The sequence below is a fragment of the Salinisphaera sp. PC39 genome, from assembly GCF_040361335.1.
Classification (GTDB): domain Bacteria; phylum Pseudomonadota; class Gammaproteobacteria; order Nevskiales; family Salinisphaeraceae; genus APNM01.
In genome coordinates this window covers 39,392-59,324 of the sequence record NZ_APNM01000011.1, presented here as the reverse complement: position 1 = coordinate 59,324, position 19,933 = coordinate 39,392, and the positions used below count along the sequence as shown (strand labels likewise).

Below are 19,933 nucleotides of genomic sequence, written 5' to 3'. Positions count from 1 at the left end.
GGCGGGGGCGTCAGGTCGAGTCGGGCATCCCCGTTTGCGACCCGCTCGCCGACCCGGCGGCGACCAGACGATAGTCCGCGGTCCGCAGGCGCCGCATGCGCAGGCCGTATTCCCAGTTGAAGCCCGGATAGAGGGCGGTGTTCCGGCCGTTGGGCGCCAGGTAGTAGTTGCGGCAGCCGCCGGTCTCCCAGACGGTGCGGGCCAGGCGGCGTTGCAGTCGTTCGTTGAAGCGTGCCTGGGCCGGCGCCTTGACGTCGAGATACTTGAGCCGGCGCCGCTTCATCAGGCGCAGGGCCCGCAGGATGTACGCCGCCTGCTGCTCCATGCAGATCAGGATGGAGGTGTGGGCGGCGTTGCTGTTGGGGCCCAGCAGCAGGAACAGGTTCGGAAAGCCGCTGACGTTGACGCCCTTGTAGGCCTGAGCGCCCTCGCGCCATTCGTGGTCGAGCAGGCGTCCGCCCAGGCCGCGGATCTCGAAGGGCGCCCCCGCCAGGGGGACCCGGAAGCCGGTCGCGGAAACAATGGCGTCCAGGTCGTGTGCGCGACCGTCGGCGGTGACCACGCCGGTCGGCGTGACCCGTTCGACCGCCCGGTCGACCAGCATGACGTCGTCGCGCTGCAGGGTCGGGTACCAATCGTCGGAGAACAGCACCCGCTTGCAGCCGAAGCGGTAGTCCGGGGTGACCCGCGCCCGCAACGCCGGATCGGCGACCTGCTGCTCGATATGATCCAGGGCCATTCTCTCGGCGCCCCGCTTGAGACGCTCGTGGGTCCAGATGATCCGGGGCGCGAAGGCCTCGTAGCGCCAGTAGAGCCGGAGTCTGAGCAGTTTCATCAGGAACGGGAAGCGGCGGAAACGCTCGCGCTCGCGTTCGGTGATCTGGCGGTCCGGCTTGGGCACGATCCAGGGCGGCGACCGCTGGAAAACGGTGATCCCGGCCGCCCGTTCGGCGAGCGCGGGCACGACCTGGATCGCGCTCGCCCCGGTGCCGATGACACCCACGCGCTTGCCCGCCAGGGAGGTGTCGTGATCCCAGCGGGCGGTATGGAAGAACGTACCCTCGAATTCGTGCAGTCCGGGCAGGTCGGGATACGAGGGCACGGACAACGGGCCCATGCCCGCTATCAGGGCGCGGACCCGGTAACGGTCGCCGCCGTCGTCGGTCACCTCCCAGAGACCCTTCTCCTCGTCGAAGACCGCCCGGACCACTTTCGTGCCCAGGCGGATATGCGGCCGGAGGGCGTATTTGTCCGCGCAGCGGTGCAGGTAGGCGTGGATCTCGCGCTGCGGCGCGTAGGCCCGTGTCCACTCGGCGTTGGGTTCGAACGAGTAGGAATAGAGGTGGGAGGGGACATCGCAGGCAACGCCCGGATAGGTGTTGTCGTGCCAGGTGCCGCCGATGTCGTCGGACTGCTCGAACACGATGAAATCGTCGATCCCGGCCTGCCGCAGCCGGATCGCCATGCCCAATCCCGAGAACCCCGCGCCGATGATCGCCGCCGTGGCGATGGTGTCGCCGGTCCCGGCCGATGTCCGCCGCTCATGCAAGTCCGCCATCACCGTTCACCTCGCACCATTTAATGATATATTTGTCATATTCGAGGCGCGTAAGCGCCCGGTCGCCCATCCCGTCAGCCGGTTGCCCGACGGTCGCTTCCGGTGGCGGCGGATGCCCGTTGCTGCAGGTGCACCTGCGCCAGGAAGAGCGCCGCCACGCTGCGTGCCTCGGTGATCTCGTCGTGGCCGAGGAGGTCGGGAAGCCGGGCGAGGGGCCAGGGTACGACCTCCAGCGGTTCCGGCTCGTCGCCGGGCAGCCGGCGGGGATACAGGTCCTCGGCGAGGACCACGTCGGTCCGGTACGGCAGGCAGTTGGGGGCGAGTTTCAGCGTGCTCAGCCGATGCAGACGGCGGGCGCCGTAGCCCACTTCCTCCATGAGCTCGCGGTTGGCCGTGGCCAGGACATCCTCGCCGTCATGGGTCATGCCCTGGGGCAGCCCGAGCACATAGTCCTCGACGCCGACGGCGTATTCGCGCACGAGCAACACGGTATCGGCGTCGAGCAGCGGCAGTATCACCACCGCACGGCGATCGGGCATGCCGCCGGCCAGACGCTCGAATTCGACCTCGCGGCCGTTGCTGAAACGCAGATTGACCGATTCGATCCGGAACAGCCGCGACTCGGCCGTCGTCGCCACGCTCAGGATTTCCGGTTTCGCGCGCTTCATCGGCATGCTCAGGATTCGCCGTCGAGATAGCGGCCGCGGAAATAGAGCAGGGGACGCCCGCCCCCGACCTCGTAGGTCTCCGGGGTGCCCACGACGATGTGATGGTCGCCCCCGGGCAGGAGATACGCCACGCGGCAGACCGCGCTCGCCAGGGTGCCGGTGAGCACCGGCACGCCGAGATGGCCCCGGCGGTACCCGATGCCCTCGAACTTGTCGGGTCCCTTGCCGGCGAAGCGGTCGGACACGTCCCGTTGCTCCGCGCGCAGCAGGTTGACGCCGAACGCGCCGCTGTCCCGCACCGCGGCCAGCGTGTTGGAGTCGTTGTCCAGGCATGCCAGGTAGAGCGGGGGATCCAGCGACAGGCTGGTCACCGCGTTGACCGTGAGCCCGCAGCAGACATCCCTGGCGTCGCAGGCCGTTATCACGCTCACGCCGGTGGCGAACTGGCCCGCGAATTCGCGCATGCCGTCGGCATCCAGGCAAGGATGCGACGATTCGGGACGGTGATCGTCCGCGGCGGGGGACCGGTCCGTATCGGCGGCGGGCATGTCGTTGTCCATGGCTTGCGCTTTAATGATAGAAATATCAGGAAATGGGCGGTCGGTCAATCGGCCCGGCCGGACCCGGTCACAGGAGACGGCGGCTGGCGGCGAGCCCGAAAAGTGGTCCGGGCAGGAGCGCCAGGAACAGGAACGCGGGGTCCAGGACCGTGCTCAGCAGCGTCAGTGCCTGGATGCTGACCGCGGTGATCGTGAAGCCGATGCAGTTGACGATGGTAAGCGCCGTGCCGACGTATTCGCGCGGCGCCGTCTGTGCGGTCAGGGCCGAGAACTGGGGCGAATCCCCGACCACCGTGACGCCCCAGAACAGCAGGAAGACCAGGAAAACGGCCGGCGGCGCATGCCACAACAGGGGCGATATCAGGCAGGCGAGCCCGGAGCAGGCGAGCTGGAAGAACGCCACCGGCGCGCTGCCCCTGCGGCGCGCGATCAGACCCCCGACGACGCACCCGGCGGCACCCGCGGCGATCACCGCGAAGGACCACAGCGGCACGTTGAGGTCGGGCAGGCCGGTCTTCGCCGCGTACGCGGCGAGCGCGACCGGGACGAACGCCCAGAAGGCATACAGCTCCCACATATGGCCGAAATAGCCGAAGGCGGCGGAACGCAGGTCGCGGGACCGGAAGATGCGCGGGATCGCGCGGATGTCGAAACGGGTCCGTCCCGGCAGGTACGGTCCCGCGGGTACCAGGAGGTAGATCGCCAGCCCGCCCGCGGCGGCGATCGCCGACACCGTGATCAAGACACGTTGCCAATCGAGTCCGGCGCTCAGGCCCGGCAGCAGGTGCGGGAATGCCGTGCCCACGACCAGGGCGCCGACCAGGTAGCCGATGGCCCGGCCCAGTCCGTCCCGGTACCAGGATGCCGCGATCTTCATGCCCACCGGATAGATGCCGGCGAGGAAGAAACCGGTGGCGAAACGCAGCGCCAGCAGCGGCCCCAGCCCGGCCGGCATCGCCAGGATGGCCAGGTTGCAGGCGGCGCCCGCCAGGGCGCAGCACAGGAAAACCGTCGGCGGCGGGTGGCGATCGGAGACGCTGAGGATGGCGAAGCACAGTGTTCCGGCCACGAAGCCCATCTGGACGGCGGCCGTGACGGTGCCGACGGCGGTGGCCGGCAGGCCCCAGCTCGCCTGGAGGTCCGGGAGGACCGCGTTGCCGGCGAACCAGAGCGAGGTCGCCGCGAACTGCGACAGCACGATGACCGGCAGGATCCAGGCGGGCCGCTCGCGCTCGGCGTTGCCGTGAGCCGCGCTCATCTCCGGGCCCCGGAGTCGGAGATCAGGATTGCCGCTGCAAGGCCATCTGCAGGGATTGGTCTATATAGCGCTGCACGATCCGCCGGTTGCGCTTCATGAACTTGAGCTGGGCGAGAGCATGGGACGAGGCCGTCAGCAGGCGGGCACTGTCGGGTGCCGAGATGCTGGCCGGCACCGTGCCTTCCCTCTGGCAGCGTCGGATGGACCGGGCCAGGATCCGGATCACGCGTTCGTGGAAGTCGAGAAAGGCGTCCCAGAGTCCGAAGTCGTTGCGGACCAGGGTGCTCCATTCGAGCCAGATCATGGCGTAGTCGGGCTCCTCGTCCACGGAATCGCCGAAGTGCCGGAGGTGATCGCATACGGCTTCCAGCGGCGACGCGCCCGAGTTGTGATGCTCGCGCGCCATGCGCATGTAGAAGCGGTCGACCTCCTCGATCACCGCGGTCAGCAGGGCCTGGCGGTTGCGGAAGTAGAGAAAGGCGGTGGGGACCGACACCCCGGCCTCGCGGGCCACGTCCGCGTGCACGAAGCGGCCCAGCCCCTTCGCGGCGGCCACCTTGACGGCGCATCGTATGAGCTGGGCCCGGCGTTCTTCCTGGGACAGGCGCACCCGTCGCTTCGGCGCTGGCATCGAATCCTGGGTTCCGCTGTGACGTTGCCGACATCATAAGCCGCCGGGCCGCGAGTTCAACGGCGACGCGCTCAGGCGCCGGCTTTCCGCCACGGCGGAAGCGCCCGGTGCGCGACATGGGTTTCGGGCAGCCGCCGGCGGCCGGCGCCGAAAAAGCTCTCGCGCAGGGTGCTGCCCTCGTAGTCCGTGCGCAGCCGTCCCCGGCGCTGCAGCTCGGGCACGACCAGGTCCACGAAGTCCTCGAACCCGGCGGGCTGGGTCACGGCATGCACGTTGAAGCCGTCCACGTCGGCCTCCGCCATCCAGCGTTCCAGCTCGTCGGCGACCGTCGCCGGGCTGCCGACGATCTTCGGCATCAGGCTGCCGATGGCCATGAACTCGCCGATCTCGTCGACGGTCCATTCGCGGTCGGGCGCGATCTTGCTGAAAAAGCTCAGCACGCCCTGGATCGCGTTCGACTCGTATTCCTCGAGGTTCTTGCCGGAGGCCAACTCCGACATGTCGATACCGGCCCAGCCGCTGAACAACGCCAGCACGCCTTCCGGGCTGGCGTAACGGCGGCAGGTCCGTTCCTTGAGCCGCGCCTCCTCGTCGGTGGGCGCCACGATCACCGCCACGCCCTGGATGATCTTGACGTCGTCCGGCGCCCGGCCCTCGGCGGCCACCGCCTCGCGCACCGACTTCACCCCGGGCGCCGCCAGCTCGGTGTTCGGGTGGATGCAGAAGATGGCCTCCGCGTGCCGCGCCGCGAACTCGTTGCCGCGGCCGGACTGACCGGCCTGGAAGATCACCGGGGTGCGCTGCGGCGAGGGCTCGCACATGTGTGGTCCGGGCACGTTGAACCACTCGCCGACATGGTTGATCTCGTGCACCTTGGCCGGGTCGGTGTGCGTGTCCGCCTCAACGTCGCGCACGATCGCGTCCTCCTCCCAGGAATGTTCCCAGAGCTTGTAGACCACATCCATGTACTCGTCGGCGCGATCGTAGCGCTGGTCGTGCGGCAGCGGCTCGGTGATGCCGAAATTCTTGTTGGCGTCGTTGAGATAGGACGTCACCACGTTCCAGGCCACCCGGCCGTCGGACAGATGGTCCAGGCTCGAGAACAGCTTGGCCGTCTGGTACGGCGGGAAGTAAGTGGTGCTGTAGGTGCAGGCGAAGCCCAGGTGCGACGTGGCATGGGCCATCGCCGGGATGATCACCGTGGGGTCGTTGCCCGGTATCTGCACGGCGTGCTTGACGGCGGTCTCGCGCGAGCCCTTGTAGACATCGTAGGTGCCGTGCACGTCGGCCAGGAACAGGCTGTCGAAGCAGCCCCGTTCCAGCGTTCGCGCGAGGTCCACCCAGTAGCCGACGTCGCGGTACCCGGTGGAGGTCCGATCCAGGGGATGCTTCCATTGCCCCTTCGAATGGTGGCAGATGGAGCACTGGGTAAAGGCGTTCAGATGCATTTTCCGGGTCACGGTATCTCCTCCTGGGCCCGCTTTTAAATGACAATATTATCATTAACAAGCCCGTGTCAACCGCGGTCGCAATAATTTGTTATTGCTTGGAAATATAGCGACAGCCGGATACCACGGATGATGCGAGGGTGCGGTCAGTCGATGATTTCTGAATCATTAAGACGGTGTTCCGCCCGGTCCGGCGGATACGGCTGCAATCCGGCAACGCGCCCGCTCGGGCGCCTGTCGGCATTCCTTGGAGGAGGGATTGAGGCGCGATTCCCGGCGGGGCGGCAAGGTGGAGCCGTCGGCGCGGTCGTCCGGGTGGGTTACGGCGCCTGGCGCTGTTCGCTGCGGTAGCGGCCGGGCGTGATGCCCGTCAGTCGACGGAAGACTCGGGTCATGTGGCTCTGGTCGGAGAAGCCGCACTGGGCGGCCACGGCCTTGAGCGGCAGGTCGCCGCGCCGCAGCAGGCGCATGGCGGCGTCCAGGCGCTCGCGTACCAGGAACTCGTGCGGCGGCATGCCGAACTCGGCCCGGAACCGGCGGGCGAGACAGTAGAGACTCAGTCCCGCGACCGCCGCCAGGTCGGCCAGGGTGATGGCGGCGCCCAGGTTCTCGCGCATGTATTCCAGCAACTGCCGCCGCTGGCGGGGCGACAGCCCGCCCGCCCGGTCGCGGGTGCGGAACACGACGTTGGCGTAGTTGCGCAGCACATGCACGCAGGTCTGCAGCATCACGGCATCGGCGTACAGACGGCCGCCGACGCCGGGGCCGCTGGCCTCGGCGGCCAGGTTCCAGACCATGTGCGCCAGGCAGGGATCGTCGGCCTTGAGGACGTCGAACAGCTCGACGTCCTCGATGTCGCGGTCGAAGACGTCGCTGCCCACGCGGGCCAGCTCGGCCGGCGACAGGTAGAGATGGTTGACCTCGATGCCCTCGCTCCAGCGCCAGTGCGAGTGCACGCGGTGGGTGAGCAGGGAGACGTCGCCGGGGGCCACGCGCTCGTTGCGCCAGCGGTTGTCGCACTGGCGTGCCATGGGTGTCACGCCGCGGCCGTAGACCACGATCATGTAGTCCTGCATCGGCGGCACCGGCACATCCGAGGGGCCGTAGCGGTAGCCCCGCAGGTACATGCCTTGCCAGCCCAGGGCGCCGCTGTCGAGCGTGATTTCTCCCGGCACCCAGCGGGGCAATTGTTCCGGTTTGATCGGGTCGGTCATGGGAACGTCCTGGCCCGGACCGCGGCACGACGAACGGTGCCGACGCGCGCGGGCGCGAGCATGTCCAATAACCCTGTCCCGAATATACGCAGGTACCGTGGGGATGCCAAGCGTACCGACAAGCCGCGGCCCCGGTGCCGGAGCGCCGGGGACGCGGGCGGCCGGCGTATCAGTTCAGCGGTTGCCCGAGCCAGTCCCGGTAGAAGGTGTCGATATCGGGCTTGAAGTCGTGCACCGCCGGGTAGCCGGGCGGCACCGCCTCGACTTCCAGCAACACGCCGCTGATCGGGTCGTAGTACTCGCGGATTTCCATCCAGTCCGGGTGGCAGGCCATCTTCCGGGGATAGATCTCGTCGAACTGCGCCTCCGAGTTGCGCACGAAGACCTTGGCGTGGAGCTTCCAGTTCTCGTGCGCCTCGCAGTACTCGTGGCCCCAGGTCGACTTGATGATCCGCTTGCCGTCGGGCTTGCGCACCACGAACAGGTGCTCGGCCAGCGGCAGGATGATCTCGTCGTCCCAGTCCACGCTCTCCTGCCAGACCTGCAGCATCTTGAAGAACCGGTCCGGGTCCTTGAAGTGGGACTGCATGTCGTGCAGCGAGTAGGCGTCGATGGTGCCGTTCTTGAGCTGGCGCAGTTGGTCGATGGTATAGGTGCTCATGGCTGTCTCTCCTCGGCGCTTACAGCGACCAGTCGGCCGGCAGGTCCCAGAACTCGCGGAACTTCTCGTTCCACTCCGCGGACAGGTCCATGGACGACTTGTACATGTCGCGGACCGGCTTGATGAAGTCCTTGTCCAGCACCCGTTGGCGCTGGCGGTCGAAGAAGTCCTTCGCGTCCTCGGCCCGATCCAGCCGCTGTTGGCGCATGGCCTGGCGGGTCTGTTCGGTCTTCGCCGCGTCCAGGACATAGCTGCCGTCCTCGCCGCGGTCCATCTCCACGCCGTACAGCGAACGCGCGAACCGCGCCAGGACCTCGCCCGCGTTGATGTCCGCCACCACGGCCGCGGGGTCGCGCTCCAGCGGGTCGCCGAGACCGGGGCCGCCGCGGTTCATGCTCAGGTAGACATCGTATTCCTCGAACTGCTTCGGTCCCTGGATCGCCTTCATGTCGAAGTTCTCGACCTCGGCATTGCAGCGGGCGCTGATGCCGCTGTCCTCGGGATCGCCGTCCAGCGTCGGCAGTTCCTCCTGGCGGGCGATGCGCTCGCGCATGTCGGTGCCGTGCATGTTGTGGCGATAGCCCGAGCAGCCGGGGTAGCCGCCGAAGATGCCGTAGCTGGAGAAGGTGTGGCCCTCGCCGCCGTTGAAGATCGTCTGGTACGGCGCGTTGTACAGCATCCGCACCGCCTCCGATCCGGTGCCGCCGCGGTACTTGCCCGGACCGCCGGTGCTGGGTTTGACGCCGCGCCCCAGGTACAGCAGCGGCTCCATCGACTCCCAGGACTCGACCTCGCCCATGTCGCCCTCGGGGTTCCACATGGCGGCGCAAGCGGTTTGCCCGTCGTTGACGTACAGGGCGCCGGTGCCGCCGCAGGACACCTCGAAGTTGGTGAAGGCGCCGTCGACGCCGTACTGGTTGGGGCCGCCGCCCTGCATCAGGTTCCAGGACGTGCAATAGCTGGCGGAGATGTCCTCCAGGTAGCCGCGGGCGAAATAGGAGCGCCCCAGCGACCGGATCATGCCCGACCAGCCCGGGATCAGGAAGAACCAGGTGAGCGTGGTGGATACCTTCTCCCAGTCCGGGTTCGCCCAGGAGCCGTAGGGCAGCTTCAGGTCGGTGGCGAAATAGGCGCCGTCGTTGATCTTGTCCGAGTTCCAGAGGGTCTGGGTGAGCTGCACCCACATGGCGCCCTGCATCGGCGACGGCGCGCAGTTGAAGGAGTGGTAGTCCCACTTGTTGGCGCCCTCGAAGGACATCTCCACCTGGCCGTCGCCCTTGACCGTCATCGACAGCGGGGCGTGCATCATCATGTCCTTGCGGGCGTTGTTGTGGACGTTGACGTCGTCCTGCCACGGCAGATCGGTGAAACTGGGGGCTTCGTAGCGGCCGGGCACCAGCATCAGCTTGCTGCGCTCCAGGAACGTGCGGCGGCCTTCCTCGATGGCCTCGCGCATGAAGGTCTTGAAGGTGTCGACGCCGACCTCCTCGACCGTGCGCAGCAACTGGCGCCGGGCCATCTGCGCGCCGGTCAGGCGGGTCTTTTCGTCCAGCACCCAGTACATCTCGCCGCGCACGCACTCGCGGCAGCGCTGCAGGTAGTGCTCGTAGAACTCGTCGTTCTCGCCCACCAGTTCCGAGGACACCAGGATGCCGTCGCCGTAGCGGTCGGCGTGGCCGTAGCACATGGAGCCCGGATTGATGCCGCCGACATCGACCTCGTGGGTGACGCCCGCGGCCCAGCCCAGCAGTTCGCCCTCGTGGAAGATCGGGATGATGGTGTGCACGTCCGCGGTGTGCACGTCGCCGATCATGGAGTTGTTGTTGCAGAAGACGTAGCCCTCGCGGATGCCGGGCACTTCCTCGTAGTTGTTGCGGATCATGTACTTGATCGCGTCCGACATCGTGTGCACGTGCACGATGATGCCGGTGGACAGGGCGATGGAATCGCCCTCCGGCGTGTACAGGGCGAAGGACAGCTCGCCCAGCTCGCGCACGATCGGCGAGGCCGAGATGTTGAGGGCGGTCGAGCGGGCGTTCACCAGGCCGCCGCGCAGCCGCGAGAAGATCTTCTCGTACAGGATCGGTTGCTCGCGCAGCAGGGTCAGATCCTCGACGCCGTAATAGCGCCCGGTCTCCTCGAACAGCCGCGCCGACTCCTCGGTCATCTCCTTCAGTGTCTTGCCGTCCCAGCCGATCGGGCGGGGTTTCAATTGCTCAGCGGGTTGACTCATGACTCTCTCCTCCGGTCGCGCCCGGTTATTTGGTTTCCTTCAGGTGGAACAGGCGGTGCTCGTCGAGGTAGGCCTCGAAGCCCGGCGGGATCACCAGGGTGGTCGCCGGTGATTCGAGGATGGTCACGGCGCGGAAGCGGTTGCCCGGCCGCACCTTGTCCATGTCGAATACGTCGGCGTCCAGCCACTGGCCGCCCCGGAACACCTTGCGGCCTTCCTTGCGGGCCTCCTCCGGCGGGGTCTCGCCGGCGAGTTCCTCCACGGGCAGTTCCGGTTTCTCCACCGGCACGGTGCCGGTCACCACGACATTGGTGGTCTGGTAGCCCAACTCCGGCGACCGCGCGGCCCGCGAGTAGGCCTTGGCGTAGGCGTACTCGAAGCGGTCGATGATCTGCTGCATGTCCTCGGGGCCGCTGACGCGGTCGAAGTCCACCAGCACCTCGACGTCGTTGAGCTGGCCGACGTACTGCACGCGGGCGTAGTGCTTGAACTCGACCTGCGACGAGTCGATGCCCGATTTGTCGAATTCGTCCGCGACCCGCTTCTCCAGCTCGGCCCAGGCCGCGTTCACCGGCTTGGCGTAGCCCTCGAAAGCGGCCTCGAAGCCGGCCGGATCGATCTCGGACGCGGGGAAGGCGGCGTTCACCGTGCGGTCGATGCGGTACTCGAAGTCCGCGCAGGCGCAGCCGAAGGCGGAGAAGCCCGCGGCCCAGGCCGGCACGATGACGTCCGAGAACTTCAGGCCCTTGGTGTAGCCGCAGACGTGCAGCGGACCGCCGCCGCCGTAGCCGTACAGGATGTAGTCGTCCGGGGAGTAACCCTTGCCGAAGATGCGGGCGAACACCTCGTTGCGCAGGTGATCCTCGAACAGTTCCAGCACGCCTTCGGCCGCCTCGTACGGGTCGAGCCCGAGCGGATCGGCGATGTGCTCCTTGATGCCCCGGTAGGCGGCGTCCGGGTCCAGCACCACGTCGCCGCCCAGGAAGTTGTAGGGGTTGAGGTTGCCCAGCAGGACGTTGCAGTCGGACAGCGTCGGTACCGTCTCGCTGGCCTGCGGGTTGCACATGCCCACCTTGGAGCCGGCCGAGTCCGGGCCGATCTCGATGCGGTTGGAGACCGGGTTGACCCGGGCGTAGGAGCCGGTGCCCGACCCGACCGAGTCGATGTCGATCAGGGGCAGCTTGAGCATGAAGCGCGCCATGTCCGGCTGCGCCTTCATGGTGAACTCGCCGTCGGTGATCAGGCCCAGGTCGAACGAGGTCCCGCCGATGTCCGAGCAAACGATGTTCTTCTCGCCCAGCTTGTCGGCGATGTAGCGGGCGCCGACCATGCCGCCGATGGGGCCCGAGATCAGCGTGCGCGCGAGCTCCTTGGCGTCGATGGAGATGGTGCCGCCGTGCGATGCCATCACCCGCAGCTGGGTGTCGCCGCCGAAGTTCTGCACCCGGTCCGCGATCCGGCGGAACTGGCCGCGCGAGGGCTCGGCCGCGTAGGCCTCCACCGCGACCGTGTTCAAGCGGGCGAAATCCTGCATCACCGGATACAGGTCCGAGGACAGGTAGGTGGGGATCTCGACGCCGGCCTCGGCCATCTCCTCGAGCGCGATCTCGCGCACCCGCTGCTCGTGCGCCGAGTTCGCGTACGAGTACAGCAGGTTGACCACGATGCCCTGCACCTTGGCCGCGATCAGCTTGCGGACCGCGTCGCGCACCTCGTTCTCGTAGAGGGGGATGGCCTCGTTGCCGAAGCAGTCGATGCGGCCGCGCACGCCCGTCATCTGGCTGCGCGGCACGATCGGCTCGTTGTGACGGTGGGTCACCACCTTGAGCCGGTCCTGGTAGGAATAACCGAGGTAGGTCTGGATACCCCGTTCCAGGCGGAAATAATCCTCCTGGCCGGCGGTCACGATCACGCCCAGGTTCTGGCCCTTGCGCTCCAGCAGGCGGTTGAGCATCGACGTGCCGGAGTAGATGCCCGTGATCACCTCGGGGAACACCTGTTCCGGGGTCTTGCCCCACTGCTTGAGCGCGTCGGCGCAGGAATGGGCGAATCCCTCGGATTCGTCGTCCGGCGTCGTCTGCGCCTTGCCCACCACGAACTTGCCGTCACGGTCGACGAAGAACACGTCGGTCATCGTGCCGCCGGCGTCCATCGACATGATGTAGGACTTCTGCATGGATCTCCTCCGTCCGCGGCCTCGGGGGCCGCTGTTCTGTCGTTGCCCGCCCCGCGCACGCGGGGCATGAGGGCAAGATGCGCCGGTCCCCGGCGGCGTGTATTGGACGCAGGGCAGCGGATCGTTGGACGGATTTGCGCCTGTCCGGCGCGGGAGGCGGCTATTGCCGGACGCGGTCGCGGCCCTCGCGCTTGGCCTCGTACATGGCCATGTCCGCGCGGTGGATCAGCGAGGTCAGGTCCTCGCTCGCGCGATGCTGGGCCACGCCCAGGCTGACGGTGACGAAGATGTCGTCGCGGCCGAAGCGGATCGGGTGGTTCTTCACCGCGTTGCGGATGGTCTCGGCCCGCTCGCGCGCCGCCGCCAGCGAGCAGTCGCCCAGCAGCACCAGAAACTCCTCGCCGCCCCAGCGGCAGAGGGTGTCGCTCTCGCGGATGTACTCGCGGATGACGGCCGCGATCTCGCGCAGCACGGTGTCGCCGCCCTGGTGGCCGTAGGTGTCGTTGATGTGCTTGAAATGGTCGATGTCGATGCTGACCACGCAGACCGGCTCGTTGCCGCGCCGCCGCGCGGTCTTGATCTCGTGGTCGAAGATCATGTCGAACACCTGGCGGTTGGCGGCCCCGGTGAGCTTGTCGGTGGTGGCCATTTCCTCCAGCCGGCGCTGGTAGCCGCGCACGGTGAAGTGGGCGACCAGCAGCACCAGGATGGTGATGCCCAGCGCCACCAACAGGTTCACGACCAGGGTCTTCTGGATCCGCGCCTCGGCCGGGGATTCGGTCTGCTCCACCAGCAGGTACCAGTCGAACTCGGGTACCAGCCGACTGTTCACGAACACCGTGTGACCGTCGGGCCGGGTGTAGGTCAGCGACATGCTGGGGCTGGTCAGGATCTGGGTGGCGTGCTGGGCGAGGCCGGGCCGCTCCTGGATGCGGAACGCCCCCTCGAAGCCGCTGCCGTGGAGGGTGACGTCGCCCTCGCGATCGATGAAGTAGATACGCCGGCCGTAGCGGCGCTGATAGGCCTCGATCAGCCGGGTGACGGCGTTCACCGACAGGCCCACGCCGGTGGCGCCGATGTAGTCGCCGTCGTAGTCGTACACCCGGTAGTTGATGAAGATGCTCAGGCGCTCGCGGTTCGCGGTGTCGGCGTCCACGTTCACCTCGTAGGCCTCGTTCATCCCGCGCACGCGGAAATACCAGGCGTCGCCGGGATCGTCGCGGGACACGGTTTTGAGGATACCGGTGGGGTGGTAGTAATGGCGCGTCTTCTCGGAGACGAAGAAGGCCGTGATCGTGCCGTACTTGGCCTGGATCTCGCGCAGGTACTGGATGATGCGCTCGGGGTCGTTCTCGCCGGCGATGGCCCAGTCGCGCACGAAGGTGTCGTGGGCCATCACCGAGGAGATCAGGATCGGCCGCAGCAGGTCGCGCTGGATCTCGGAATAGATGTTGTCGCTGGTCAGGGGCAGCGACTCCTCGGCGATGCGGTCGGTGAGCGAGTCGTGGGCGACGAAATAGCTGATCAGGCTGGTGGCCACGAATCCGACGGTCAGCAACGCGGCGAGCGCGAGTCCGAAATAGAGTTTCCTGCGTTGCTGCACCGTTGGGTCTCGCCGTTACCGGAATCCAAGCTGAGACAGCAGGTATCGGCAGCGGTGCCCCGTTGGCTGAGGGGCGGCGGCGCCGGGGCTCAGTCGCCGGCGGCGACGGGCCGCGCGGACGCCGTCACTTCGCGCCAGCCGCCGCCGAGGGCGCGGTAGAGCTCGATGCGGTTGCCCAGCACCGCGCGCCGGCTGTCGATCACGTCCTGACGCGCAGTATAGACGGTGCGTTGCGAGTCCAGCACCGTCAGGTAATTCTCGATGCCGGCGTCGTAGCGCTTGCGCGATAGCCGCAGACCGGCGTCGGCGGCCCGGGCGCGCTCGGCCTGCGCATCGAGCTGTTCGTCCAGGGTGCCGCGGGCGGCCAGGGCATCGGCCACCTCCCGGAAGGCCGACTGGATCGCGTCCTCGTAGTTGGCGATCTCGATGCGCTTGCGTAGTTCGGCCACGTCCAGGTTCGCCCGCCGTTCTCCGGCATCGAAGATCGGCAGGGAGATGCCGGGTGTGAAGCGCCAGGCCTCGGAGCCGGATTCGAAGAGTCCGTCCAGGTCGCCGCTCAGGGTGCCGTAGCTACCGGTGAGCGATATGGTGGGGAAGAACGCGGCCCGCGCGGCGCCGATCCTGGCGTTGGCGGCCTGCAGCGTGCGTTCCGCCCCGCGTACGTCGGGCCGGCGCAGGAGCAAGCGCGAGTCCAGTCCCGCCGGCACCGTCAGCGACAGGTCCAGATCCGCCAGCGTGCGCTCACGCGACAGTCCCGCCGGCAGCTCGCCGCCGACCAGCAGGCGCAGCGCATTCAGGTCCTGTGCGACCAGCCGCCGGTAGCGGGCGCGGTCCGCCCGGGCCGTCTCGACCGTGGTGCGCGCCTGCTGCACGTCCAGTTCGGAACCGATGCCGCTCTCGAACCGTCGCCGGATCAGGGCCAGCGAGCGGCGCCGGTTCTCCAGCGTGCTTTCCGACAGCCGCAATAGCGCGCGGTCCGCCAGGAGCGTGAGATAGGTATCCGCGACCTCGGCGATCAGGGCGATCTGGGCGCTGCGCCGGGCCTCGTAGGTGCTCAGGTACTCGTACAGGGCCTGGCGCTCGAGGCTGCGCACACGCCCGAACAGGTCGAGTTCGTAGCCGCTGACGCCGGCGTTGACCTCGTAGTATTCGGTCTCGCCCACGCCGCCGCCGGTCGCGGGCTGCTCCTGGCGGGTGTAGCCGGCATTGGCGTCGATCCGCGGCAGCAGCGCCGCGCGCTGGATGCGGTATTGGGCCCGTACCCGTTGTACGTCCAGGACGGCCGCGCGCAGATCGCGGTTGCCGCCCAGCGATCGTTCGATCAGCTCGATCAGCACCGGGTCGCCGGCGAAGAATTCGCGCCAACCGATCTCGGCCGGGGGCAGGGTGTCGCCCGCCTCGGTATCGTCGCCGGTGGCGGCATAGGCCGGACCGTCGGGCCAGTCGGCCGGCACCGGCGAGGCGGGTCGCCGGTAGTCGGGCGCCAGCGTGCAGCCGGCCAGTGCGGCCAGGAGAAACGGCAGGGCCAGGTGTCGAAGGCGCATGTCAGTGCTCCCCGGCGTCGTGGGCCGCGGCCGGTCGGCCGCGGCGCGGACGCGCCCCCGTGCTGTCCGTGATGCGGCGCACGACCACGTAGAACAGCGGGATGAAGAAGGTGGCCAGCACGGTGGCCGAGAGCATGCCGCCGAGCACCGCAGTGCCGATGGCGGCGCGGGTGGTGGCGCCCGCGCCGCTGGCGAAGGCCAGCGGTACCACGCCCATGCTGAAGGCGACCGAGGTCATAAGGATCGGCCGCAGTCGCACGCGGGCGGCCTCCCGGGTCGCTTCGATCAGGTCATGTCCCTGCGATTCGAGCGTCCGCGCGAACTCCACCAGGAGGATGGCGTTGCGGGCGGTCACGCCCACCGTGGTCAGGATGCCGATCTGGAAGAATACGTCGTTGGGCAGGCCGCGCACCATGGCCGCCAACACCGCGCCGAGCACGCCGAGCGGCACCGCCAGCATCACCGAGACCGGGATGGTCCAACTCTCGTACAGGGCGGCCAGCGCCAGGAACACCACCAAGACCGACAGGGCATAGAGCAACGGCGCCTGGGCGCCGGCCTGCCGCTCCTGGTAGGACATGCCGCTCCAGGCCGCGCTCACGCCCGGCGGCAGCTCGGCCATCAACCGCTCCATCTCGGCCATGGCCTCGCCGCTGCTGTAGCCCGGCGCCGGCTCGCCCTGGATCTGCCGGGACGGCACGCCGTTGAAGCGCTCCAGGCGCGGCGAGCCATAGGTCCAGTGACCGTCGGTGAGTTCGCTCAGTGGCGTCATGCCGCCGCCGGCATTGCGCAGATACCAGGCGTCGAAATCCGACGGCAACATGCGGTAGGGGGCGTCACCCTGCAGGTAAACCCGCTTGATGCGGCCGTTGTGCAGGAAATCGCCGAGGTACCGGGATCCCCAGGTCACGGTGAGCAACTGGTTGATCGATGCCAGCGGCACGCCCAGGGCCTGCGCCTTGGCGTGGTCGATATCCAGTTTGTAACGCGGATTGTCGGCCAGGCCGTTGGGGCGCACGTTGGTCAGCACTCCGCTCTGGCCGGCGAGCTGCATCAGTTGCCCCTGCGCCCGCATCAGCGCGTCGTGACCGATATCGCCCCGGTCCTGCAATTGCAGCTCGAAGCCCAGCGCCCGGCCCAGGGCCGGGATCGGCGGCAGGTTGAAGGCGAACGCCTGGCCGTCGCGCACGAGACCGGCCAGGTCCTGGTTGGCCTGCTGGATGATGGCGCCGGCGCTCTGGGTCGCCGGGTCGCGCTCGCCCCAGGGCTTGAGATTGACGAAGGCCAGGCCGGCGTTCTGCGCCCGGCCGGAGAAGCTGAAGCCGGCGATGGTGAAGATGCCGCGTACCGCGTCCCGGCCGAGGAAATAGCTCTTGATCTTCTCCATGGTGTCGATGGTGCGCTGCTGCGTCGCGCCGGCGGGTAGCTGATACTGGACCACGACGAAGCCCTGATCCTCGGCCGGCAGGAAACCGCCGGGCAGGCGTGCGAACAGCACCGCCGCCAGGCCGACGATAGCCAGGAAGAGCAGGCTGTAGGACCAGGCATGGCGGGCGGTATGGCCCACCATGGCGACATAGCCGCGGGTCAGCCGGCCCAGGCCCCGTTCGAACCAGCCGAACAGCCGCTGGAACAATGTCCGGCGGTCCTCATGCTGCGGTTTCAGCAAGCGCGCGCACAGGATCGGGCTCAGGATCAGCGCCACCAGCACCGACAGCACCATGGCGCCCGCGATGCTCAGCGAGAATTGCCGGTAGATGGCACCGGTGGAGCCCGGAAAGAACGCCATGGGGATGAACACGGCCGACAGCACCACGCCGATGCCCACCAGCGCGCTCGTGATCTGGCCCATGGATTTGCGCGTGGCCGCCATCGGGCCCACGCCGTCCTCGTGCATCACCCGTTCGACGTTCTCCACCACCACGATGGCGTCGTCCACCAGCAGGCCGATGGCCAGTACCAGGCCGAACAGGGTCAGCATGTTGATGGAGAAGCCGAAGGCGGCCATCACCGCGAAGGCGCCCAGCAACACCACGGGGATGGCGATCGCGGGGATCAGGGTCGCGCGCCAGCTCTGCAGGAACAACAGCATCACCAGCACCACCAGCACGATGGCCTCGATGATGGTGTGAACCACCGCTTCCAGCGAGGCTTCCACGAACGGCGCCGTCTGGTAGGGATAGCGGACCTCGACGCCTTCGGGGAAATAGGGCTCGAGTTCCTCCAGCCGGGCCTTGATCCGCTCGGTCACGGCCAGGGCATTGGCGCCCGGGGCGAGGTTGACGCCCAGGCCGGCCGCCGGCTCACCGTTGTAGAAGGTGTCGATCTGCACCGCGCCGGTGCCCAGGTCGATCCGGGCGACATCCGCCAGGCGTACCCGCGAGCCGTCCGGCTGGGTCTTGAGCAGGATCTCGCGGAACTGCCCGGGCGAGTTCAACAGGGTCTGGGCGGTGACCGTGGCATTGAGCTGCTGGCCCTCGACCGCCGGCAGGCCGCCGAGTTGGCCGGCGGTCACCTGCGCGTTCTGTGCCTCGATGGCGGCGGCGACATCCGCCACCGTCAGGCCGTACTCGACCAGCGCGTCGGGTTTCAGCCAAATGCGCATGGCGTACTCGGAGCCGAACACCTGCACGCTGCCCACGCCCGCCACCCGGCCGATGGGCTCGGCCAGGTTCGAGGCCACGAAATCGGCCAGGTCTTGCTTGGTCAGCCGGCCGTCCGTGGACACGAATGCCATGACCATCAGGAAGCTGGTGCTGGCCTTCTCCACGCTGATGCCCTGTTGGCGCACCATCTCCGGCAGCCGCGGTTCGGCCAGCTTGAGCTTGTTCTGCACCTGCACCTGGGCGATGTCCGGATCGGTGCCGCTGGCGAAGGTCAGGGTGATCTGCGCGTGGCCCGAGGAGTCGGCGGTCGAACTCATGTAGAGCAGGTTGTCGACGCCGGTCATCTGTTGCTCGATCACCTGGACCACGGTGCTGGAGACCGTGTCCGCCGACGCGCCCGGATAGTCCGCCGACACCTCGACCGCGGGCGGGGCCACCGTGGGATAGCGCTGGATCGGCAGGATCATGATCGCCATGACGCCGGCCAGCATCGTGACGATGGCCAGCACCCACGCGAAGACGGGTCGTGCCAGGAAGAAGTTGACCATTGTTCGCGCCTAGTTTCCGGACGGCGCGGGGCCGGCGTCCGGATCGTCGGGGTCGGGGCCGCGCGCGGGCTTGTTCGGGATGTCGGCGGGCACGGCCCGGACCGTCGCGCCGGGCCGGATCTTCTGCAGGCCGGATACGATCAGGCGGTCGCCGGCGGCCAGGCCATCCTCGACCAGCCAGAAGCTGTCGATGGCGCGCGCGACCTCCAGCCGGCGCTGCACGACCTTGCCGTCGCCGTCCACCACCAGGGCCGTGGCTTCGCCCTGGGCGTTGCGGGTCACGCCCTGCTGGGGGGCGAGGATCGCGTGCTCGCGCACGCCCTCGCTGAGCCGGGCGCGGACATACATGCCGGGCAGCAGCTCCTCCCCGGGATTCGGGAACACGGCACGCAGGGTCACCGAGCCCGTGCCCTGGCTCACGGTCACGTCCGAGACTTCCAGGCGGCCGGGATGCTCGTAGACCCGGCCGTCGCCCAGCAGCAGCTCGACCTCGGCCTGTCCGGGGGCGGCCTTGTCCAGCCGGCCCGAGGCCAGGGCCCGGCGCAGGCGCATGAGTTCCTCGACCGAGCGCTGGATATCGACATAGATGGGATCGAGCTGGGTCACCCGGGCCAGGACCTGTTCCTGGTTCGCGGTCGCCAGGGCACCGACGGTGACCAACGTGGGTCCGATGCGACCGTCGATGGGGGCCTTGACCTCGGTGTAGTCCAGGTCGATGCGCGCGGTCGAAAGCGCCGCCTCGGCCACCTGGACCTCGGCGAGTTGCCGGTCCAGTTCCGCCTTCACATCGTCGTATTCCTGGCGGCTGACCGCGTTGTCCGCGACCAGGGACTCGTAGCGTGCCGCCTGCTGACGCAGCGCCCCGACCGTGGCCCGCGCGCTGGCGAGGTCCGCCTGGGCCCGCTGATACGCGGCGCGATAAGGCTTGGGGTCGATCCGGTACAGCATCTCGCCCGCCTCGACCCGGGCGCCCTGCTTGAACAGACGCGACTGCAGGATGCCGGTCACCTGCGGTCGCACCTCGGCCATGCGGTAGGCCGCGGTGCGGCCCGGCAGCTCGGCCGAGAGAGTCACCCGTTGCGGCTGCAGTTCGACCACGCCGACCTCGGGCGGCGGGGGCGAGCCCGCGGTGTCCGTCGTGGCCTGGCCGCAGCCGGCCAGTAGCGGGATCGCCGCCGCGGCCAGGGTCAGTGCGGGAAGATGTCTGGTCATGTCTTCGTTCGTC

Annotated in this window: 14 protein-coding genes; all 14 read right to left on the bottom strand. The window is 68.2% G+C overall.

The window, feature by feature from the left end; all coding sequences use genetic code 11:
- Window positions 1–10: 10 nt before the first annotated feature.
- Window positions 11–1,558: a flavin-containing monooxygenase gene (locus tag PC39_RS11655; protein WP_353253566.1), complete on the bottom strand. Its 1,548-nt coding sequence runs from the start codon at window positions 1,556–1,558 to the stop codon at window positions 11–13.
- Window positions 1,559–1,632: 74 nt separating this feature from the next.
- A complete protein-coding gene (gene nudE / locus PC39_RS11650) occupies window positions 1,633–2,226 on the bottom strand; it encodes an ADP compounds hydrolase NudE (RefSeq protein ID WP_502950878.1) in 594 nt (197 codons plus the stop codon).
- Between the two features lie 8 nt (window positions 2,227–2,234).
- Window positions 2,235–2,774 (bottom strand): flavin reductase family protein, encoded by a 540-nt coding sequence (locus PC39_RS11645; protein ID WP_353253564.1) that lies wholly within the window; start codon window positions 2,772–2,774, stop codon window positions 2,235–2,237.
- A gap of 79 nt (window positions 2,775–2,853) precedes the next feature.
- Window positions 2,854–4,044 carry an MFS transporter gene (locus PC39_RS11640; protein WP_353253563.1) on the bottom strand — a complete coding sequence of 397 codons (1,191 nt, stop codon included), beginning with the start codon at window positions 4,042–4,044 and terminating at the stop codon, window positions 2,854–2,856.
- 22 nt (window positions 4,045–4,066) lie between these two features.
- Window positions 4,067–4,675 (bottom strand): TetR/AcrR family transcriptional regulator, encoded by a 609-nt coding sequence (locus PC39_RS11635; RefSeq protein WP_353253562.1) that lies wholly within the window; start codon window positions 4,673–4,675, stop codon window positions 4,067–4,069.
- Window positions 4,676–4,746: 71 nt separating this feature from the next.
- Window positions 4,747–6,135, bottom strand: coding sequence for an LLM class flavin-dependent oxidoreductase (locus PC39_RS11630; RefSeq protein WP_353253561.1), 1,389 nt, complete (start codon window positions 6,133–6,135; stop codon window positions 4,747–4,749).
- A 308-nt stretch (window positions 6,136–6,443) separates the two neighbouring features.
- Complete coding sequence (locus tag PC39_RS11625) at window positions 6,444–7,337, bottom strand: AraC family transcriptional regulator (RefSeq protein WP_353253560.1); 894 nt, start codon at window positions 7,335–7,337, stop codon at window positions 6,444–6,446.
- 169 nt (window positions 7,338–7,506) lie between these two features.
- A complete protein-coding gene (locus PC39_RS11620; protein ID WP_353253559.1) occupies window positions 7,507–7,998 on the bottom strand; it encodes an acetone carboxylase subunit gamma in 492 nt (163 codons plus the stop codon).
- Window positions 7,999–8,017: 19 nt separating this feature from the next.
- Window positions 8,018–10,231: a hydantoinase B/oxoprolinase family protein gene (locus PC39_RS11615; protein ID WP_353253558.1), complete on the bottom strand. Its 2,214-nt coding sequence runs from the start codon at window positions 10,229–10,231 to the stop codon at window positions 8,018–8,020.
- 25 nt (window positions 10,232–10,256) lie between these two features.
- Complete coding sequence (locus PC39_RS11610; protein ID WP_353253557.1) at window positions 10,257–12,407, bottom strand: hydantoinase/oxoprolinase family protein; 2,151 nt, start codon at window positions 12,405–12,407, stop codon at window positions 10,257–10,259.
- A gap of 160 nt (window positions 12,408–12,567) precedes the next feature.
- Complete coding sequence (locus PC39_RS11605; RefSeq protein WP_353253556.1) at window positions 12,568–14,010, bottom strand: sensor domain-containing diguanylate cyclase; 1,443 nt, start codon at window positions 14,008–14,010, stop codon at window positions 12,568–12,570.
- Between the two features lie 89 nt (window positions 14,011–14,099).
- Entirely contained in the window at window positions 14,100–15,554 is a 1,455-nt protein-coding gene (locus PC39_RS11600; RefSeq protein ID WP_353253555.1) for an efflux transporter outer membrane subunit, read from the bottom strand.
- Between the two features lies 1 nt (window position 15,555).
- Entirely contained in the window at window positions 15,556–18,708 is a 3,153-nt protein-coding gene (locus tag PC39_RS11595; protein ID WP_353253554.1) for an efflux RND transporter permease subunit, read from the bottom strand.
- A gap of 9 nt (window positions 18,709–18,717) precedes the next feature.
- Window positions 18,718–19,920 (bottom strand): efflux RND transporter periplasmic adaptor subunit, encoded by a 1,203-nt coding sequence (locus PC39_RS11590; protein ID WP_353253553.1) that lies wholly within the window; start codon window positions 19,918–19,920, stop codon window positions 18,718–18,720.
- Window positions 19,921–19,933: the final 13 nt, after the last annotated feature.

Coding starts and splice junctions, on each gene's coding strand:
- PC39_RS11655 (WP_353253566.1), bottom strand. CDS start 1,558: ATGGCGGACTTGCATGAGCGGCGGACATCGGCCGGGACCGGCGACACC.
- nudE (WP_502950878.1), bottom strand. CDS start 2,226: ATGAAGCGCGCGAAACCGGAAATCCTGAGCGTGGCGACGACGGCCGAG.
- PC39_RS11645 (WP_353253564.1), bottom strand. CDS start 2,774: ATGCCCGCCGCCGATACGGACCGGTCCCCCGCCGCGGACGATCACCGT.
- PC39_RS11640 (WP_353253563.1), bottom strand. CDS start 4,044: ATGAGCGCGGCTCACGGCAACGCCGAGCGCGAGCGGCCCGCCTGGATC.
- PC39_RS11635 (WP_353253562.1), bottom strand. CDS start 4,675: ATGCCAGCGCCGAAGCGACGGGTGCGCCTGTCCCAGGAAGAACGCCGG.
- PC39_RS11625 (WP_353253560.1), bottom strand. CDS start 7,337: ATGACCGACCCGATCAAACCGGAACAATTGCCCCGCTGGGTGCCGGGA.
- PC39_RS11620 (WP_353253559.1), bottom strand. CDS start 7,998: ATGAGCACCTATACCATCGACCAACTGCGCCAGCTCAAGAACGGCACC.
- PC39_RS11615 (WP_353253558.1), bottom strand. CDS start 10,231: ATGAGTCAACCCGCTGAGCAATTGAAACCCCGCCCGATCGGCTGGGAC.
- PC39_RS11610 (WP_353253557.1), bottom strand. CDS start 12,407: ATGCAGAAGTCCTACATCATGTCGATGGACGCCGGCGGCACGATGACC.
- PC39_RS11600 (WP_353253555.1), bottom strand. CDS start 15,554: ATGCGCCTTCGACACCTGGCCCTGCCGTTTCTCCTGGCCGCACTGGCC.
- PC39_RS11595 (WP_353253554.1), bottom strand. CDS start 18,708: ATGGTCAACTTCTTCCTGGCACGACCCGTCTTCGCGTGGGTGCTGGCC.
- PC39_RS11590 (WP_353253553.1), bottom strand. CDS start 19,920: ATGACCAGACATCTTCCCGCACTGACCCTGGCCGCGGCGGCGATCCCG.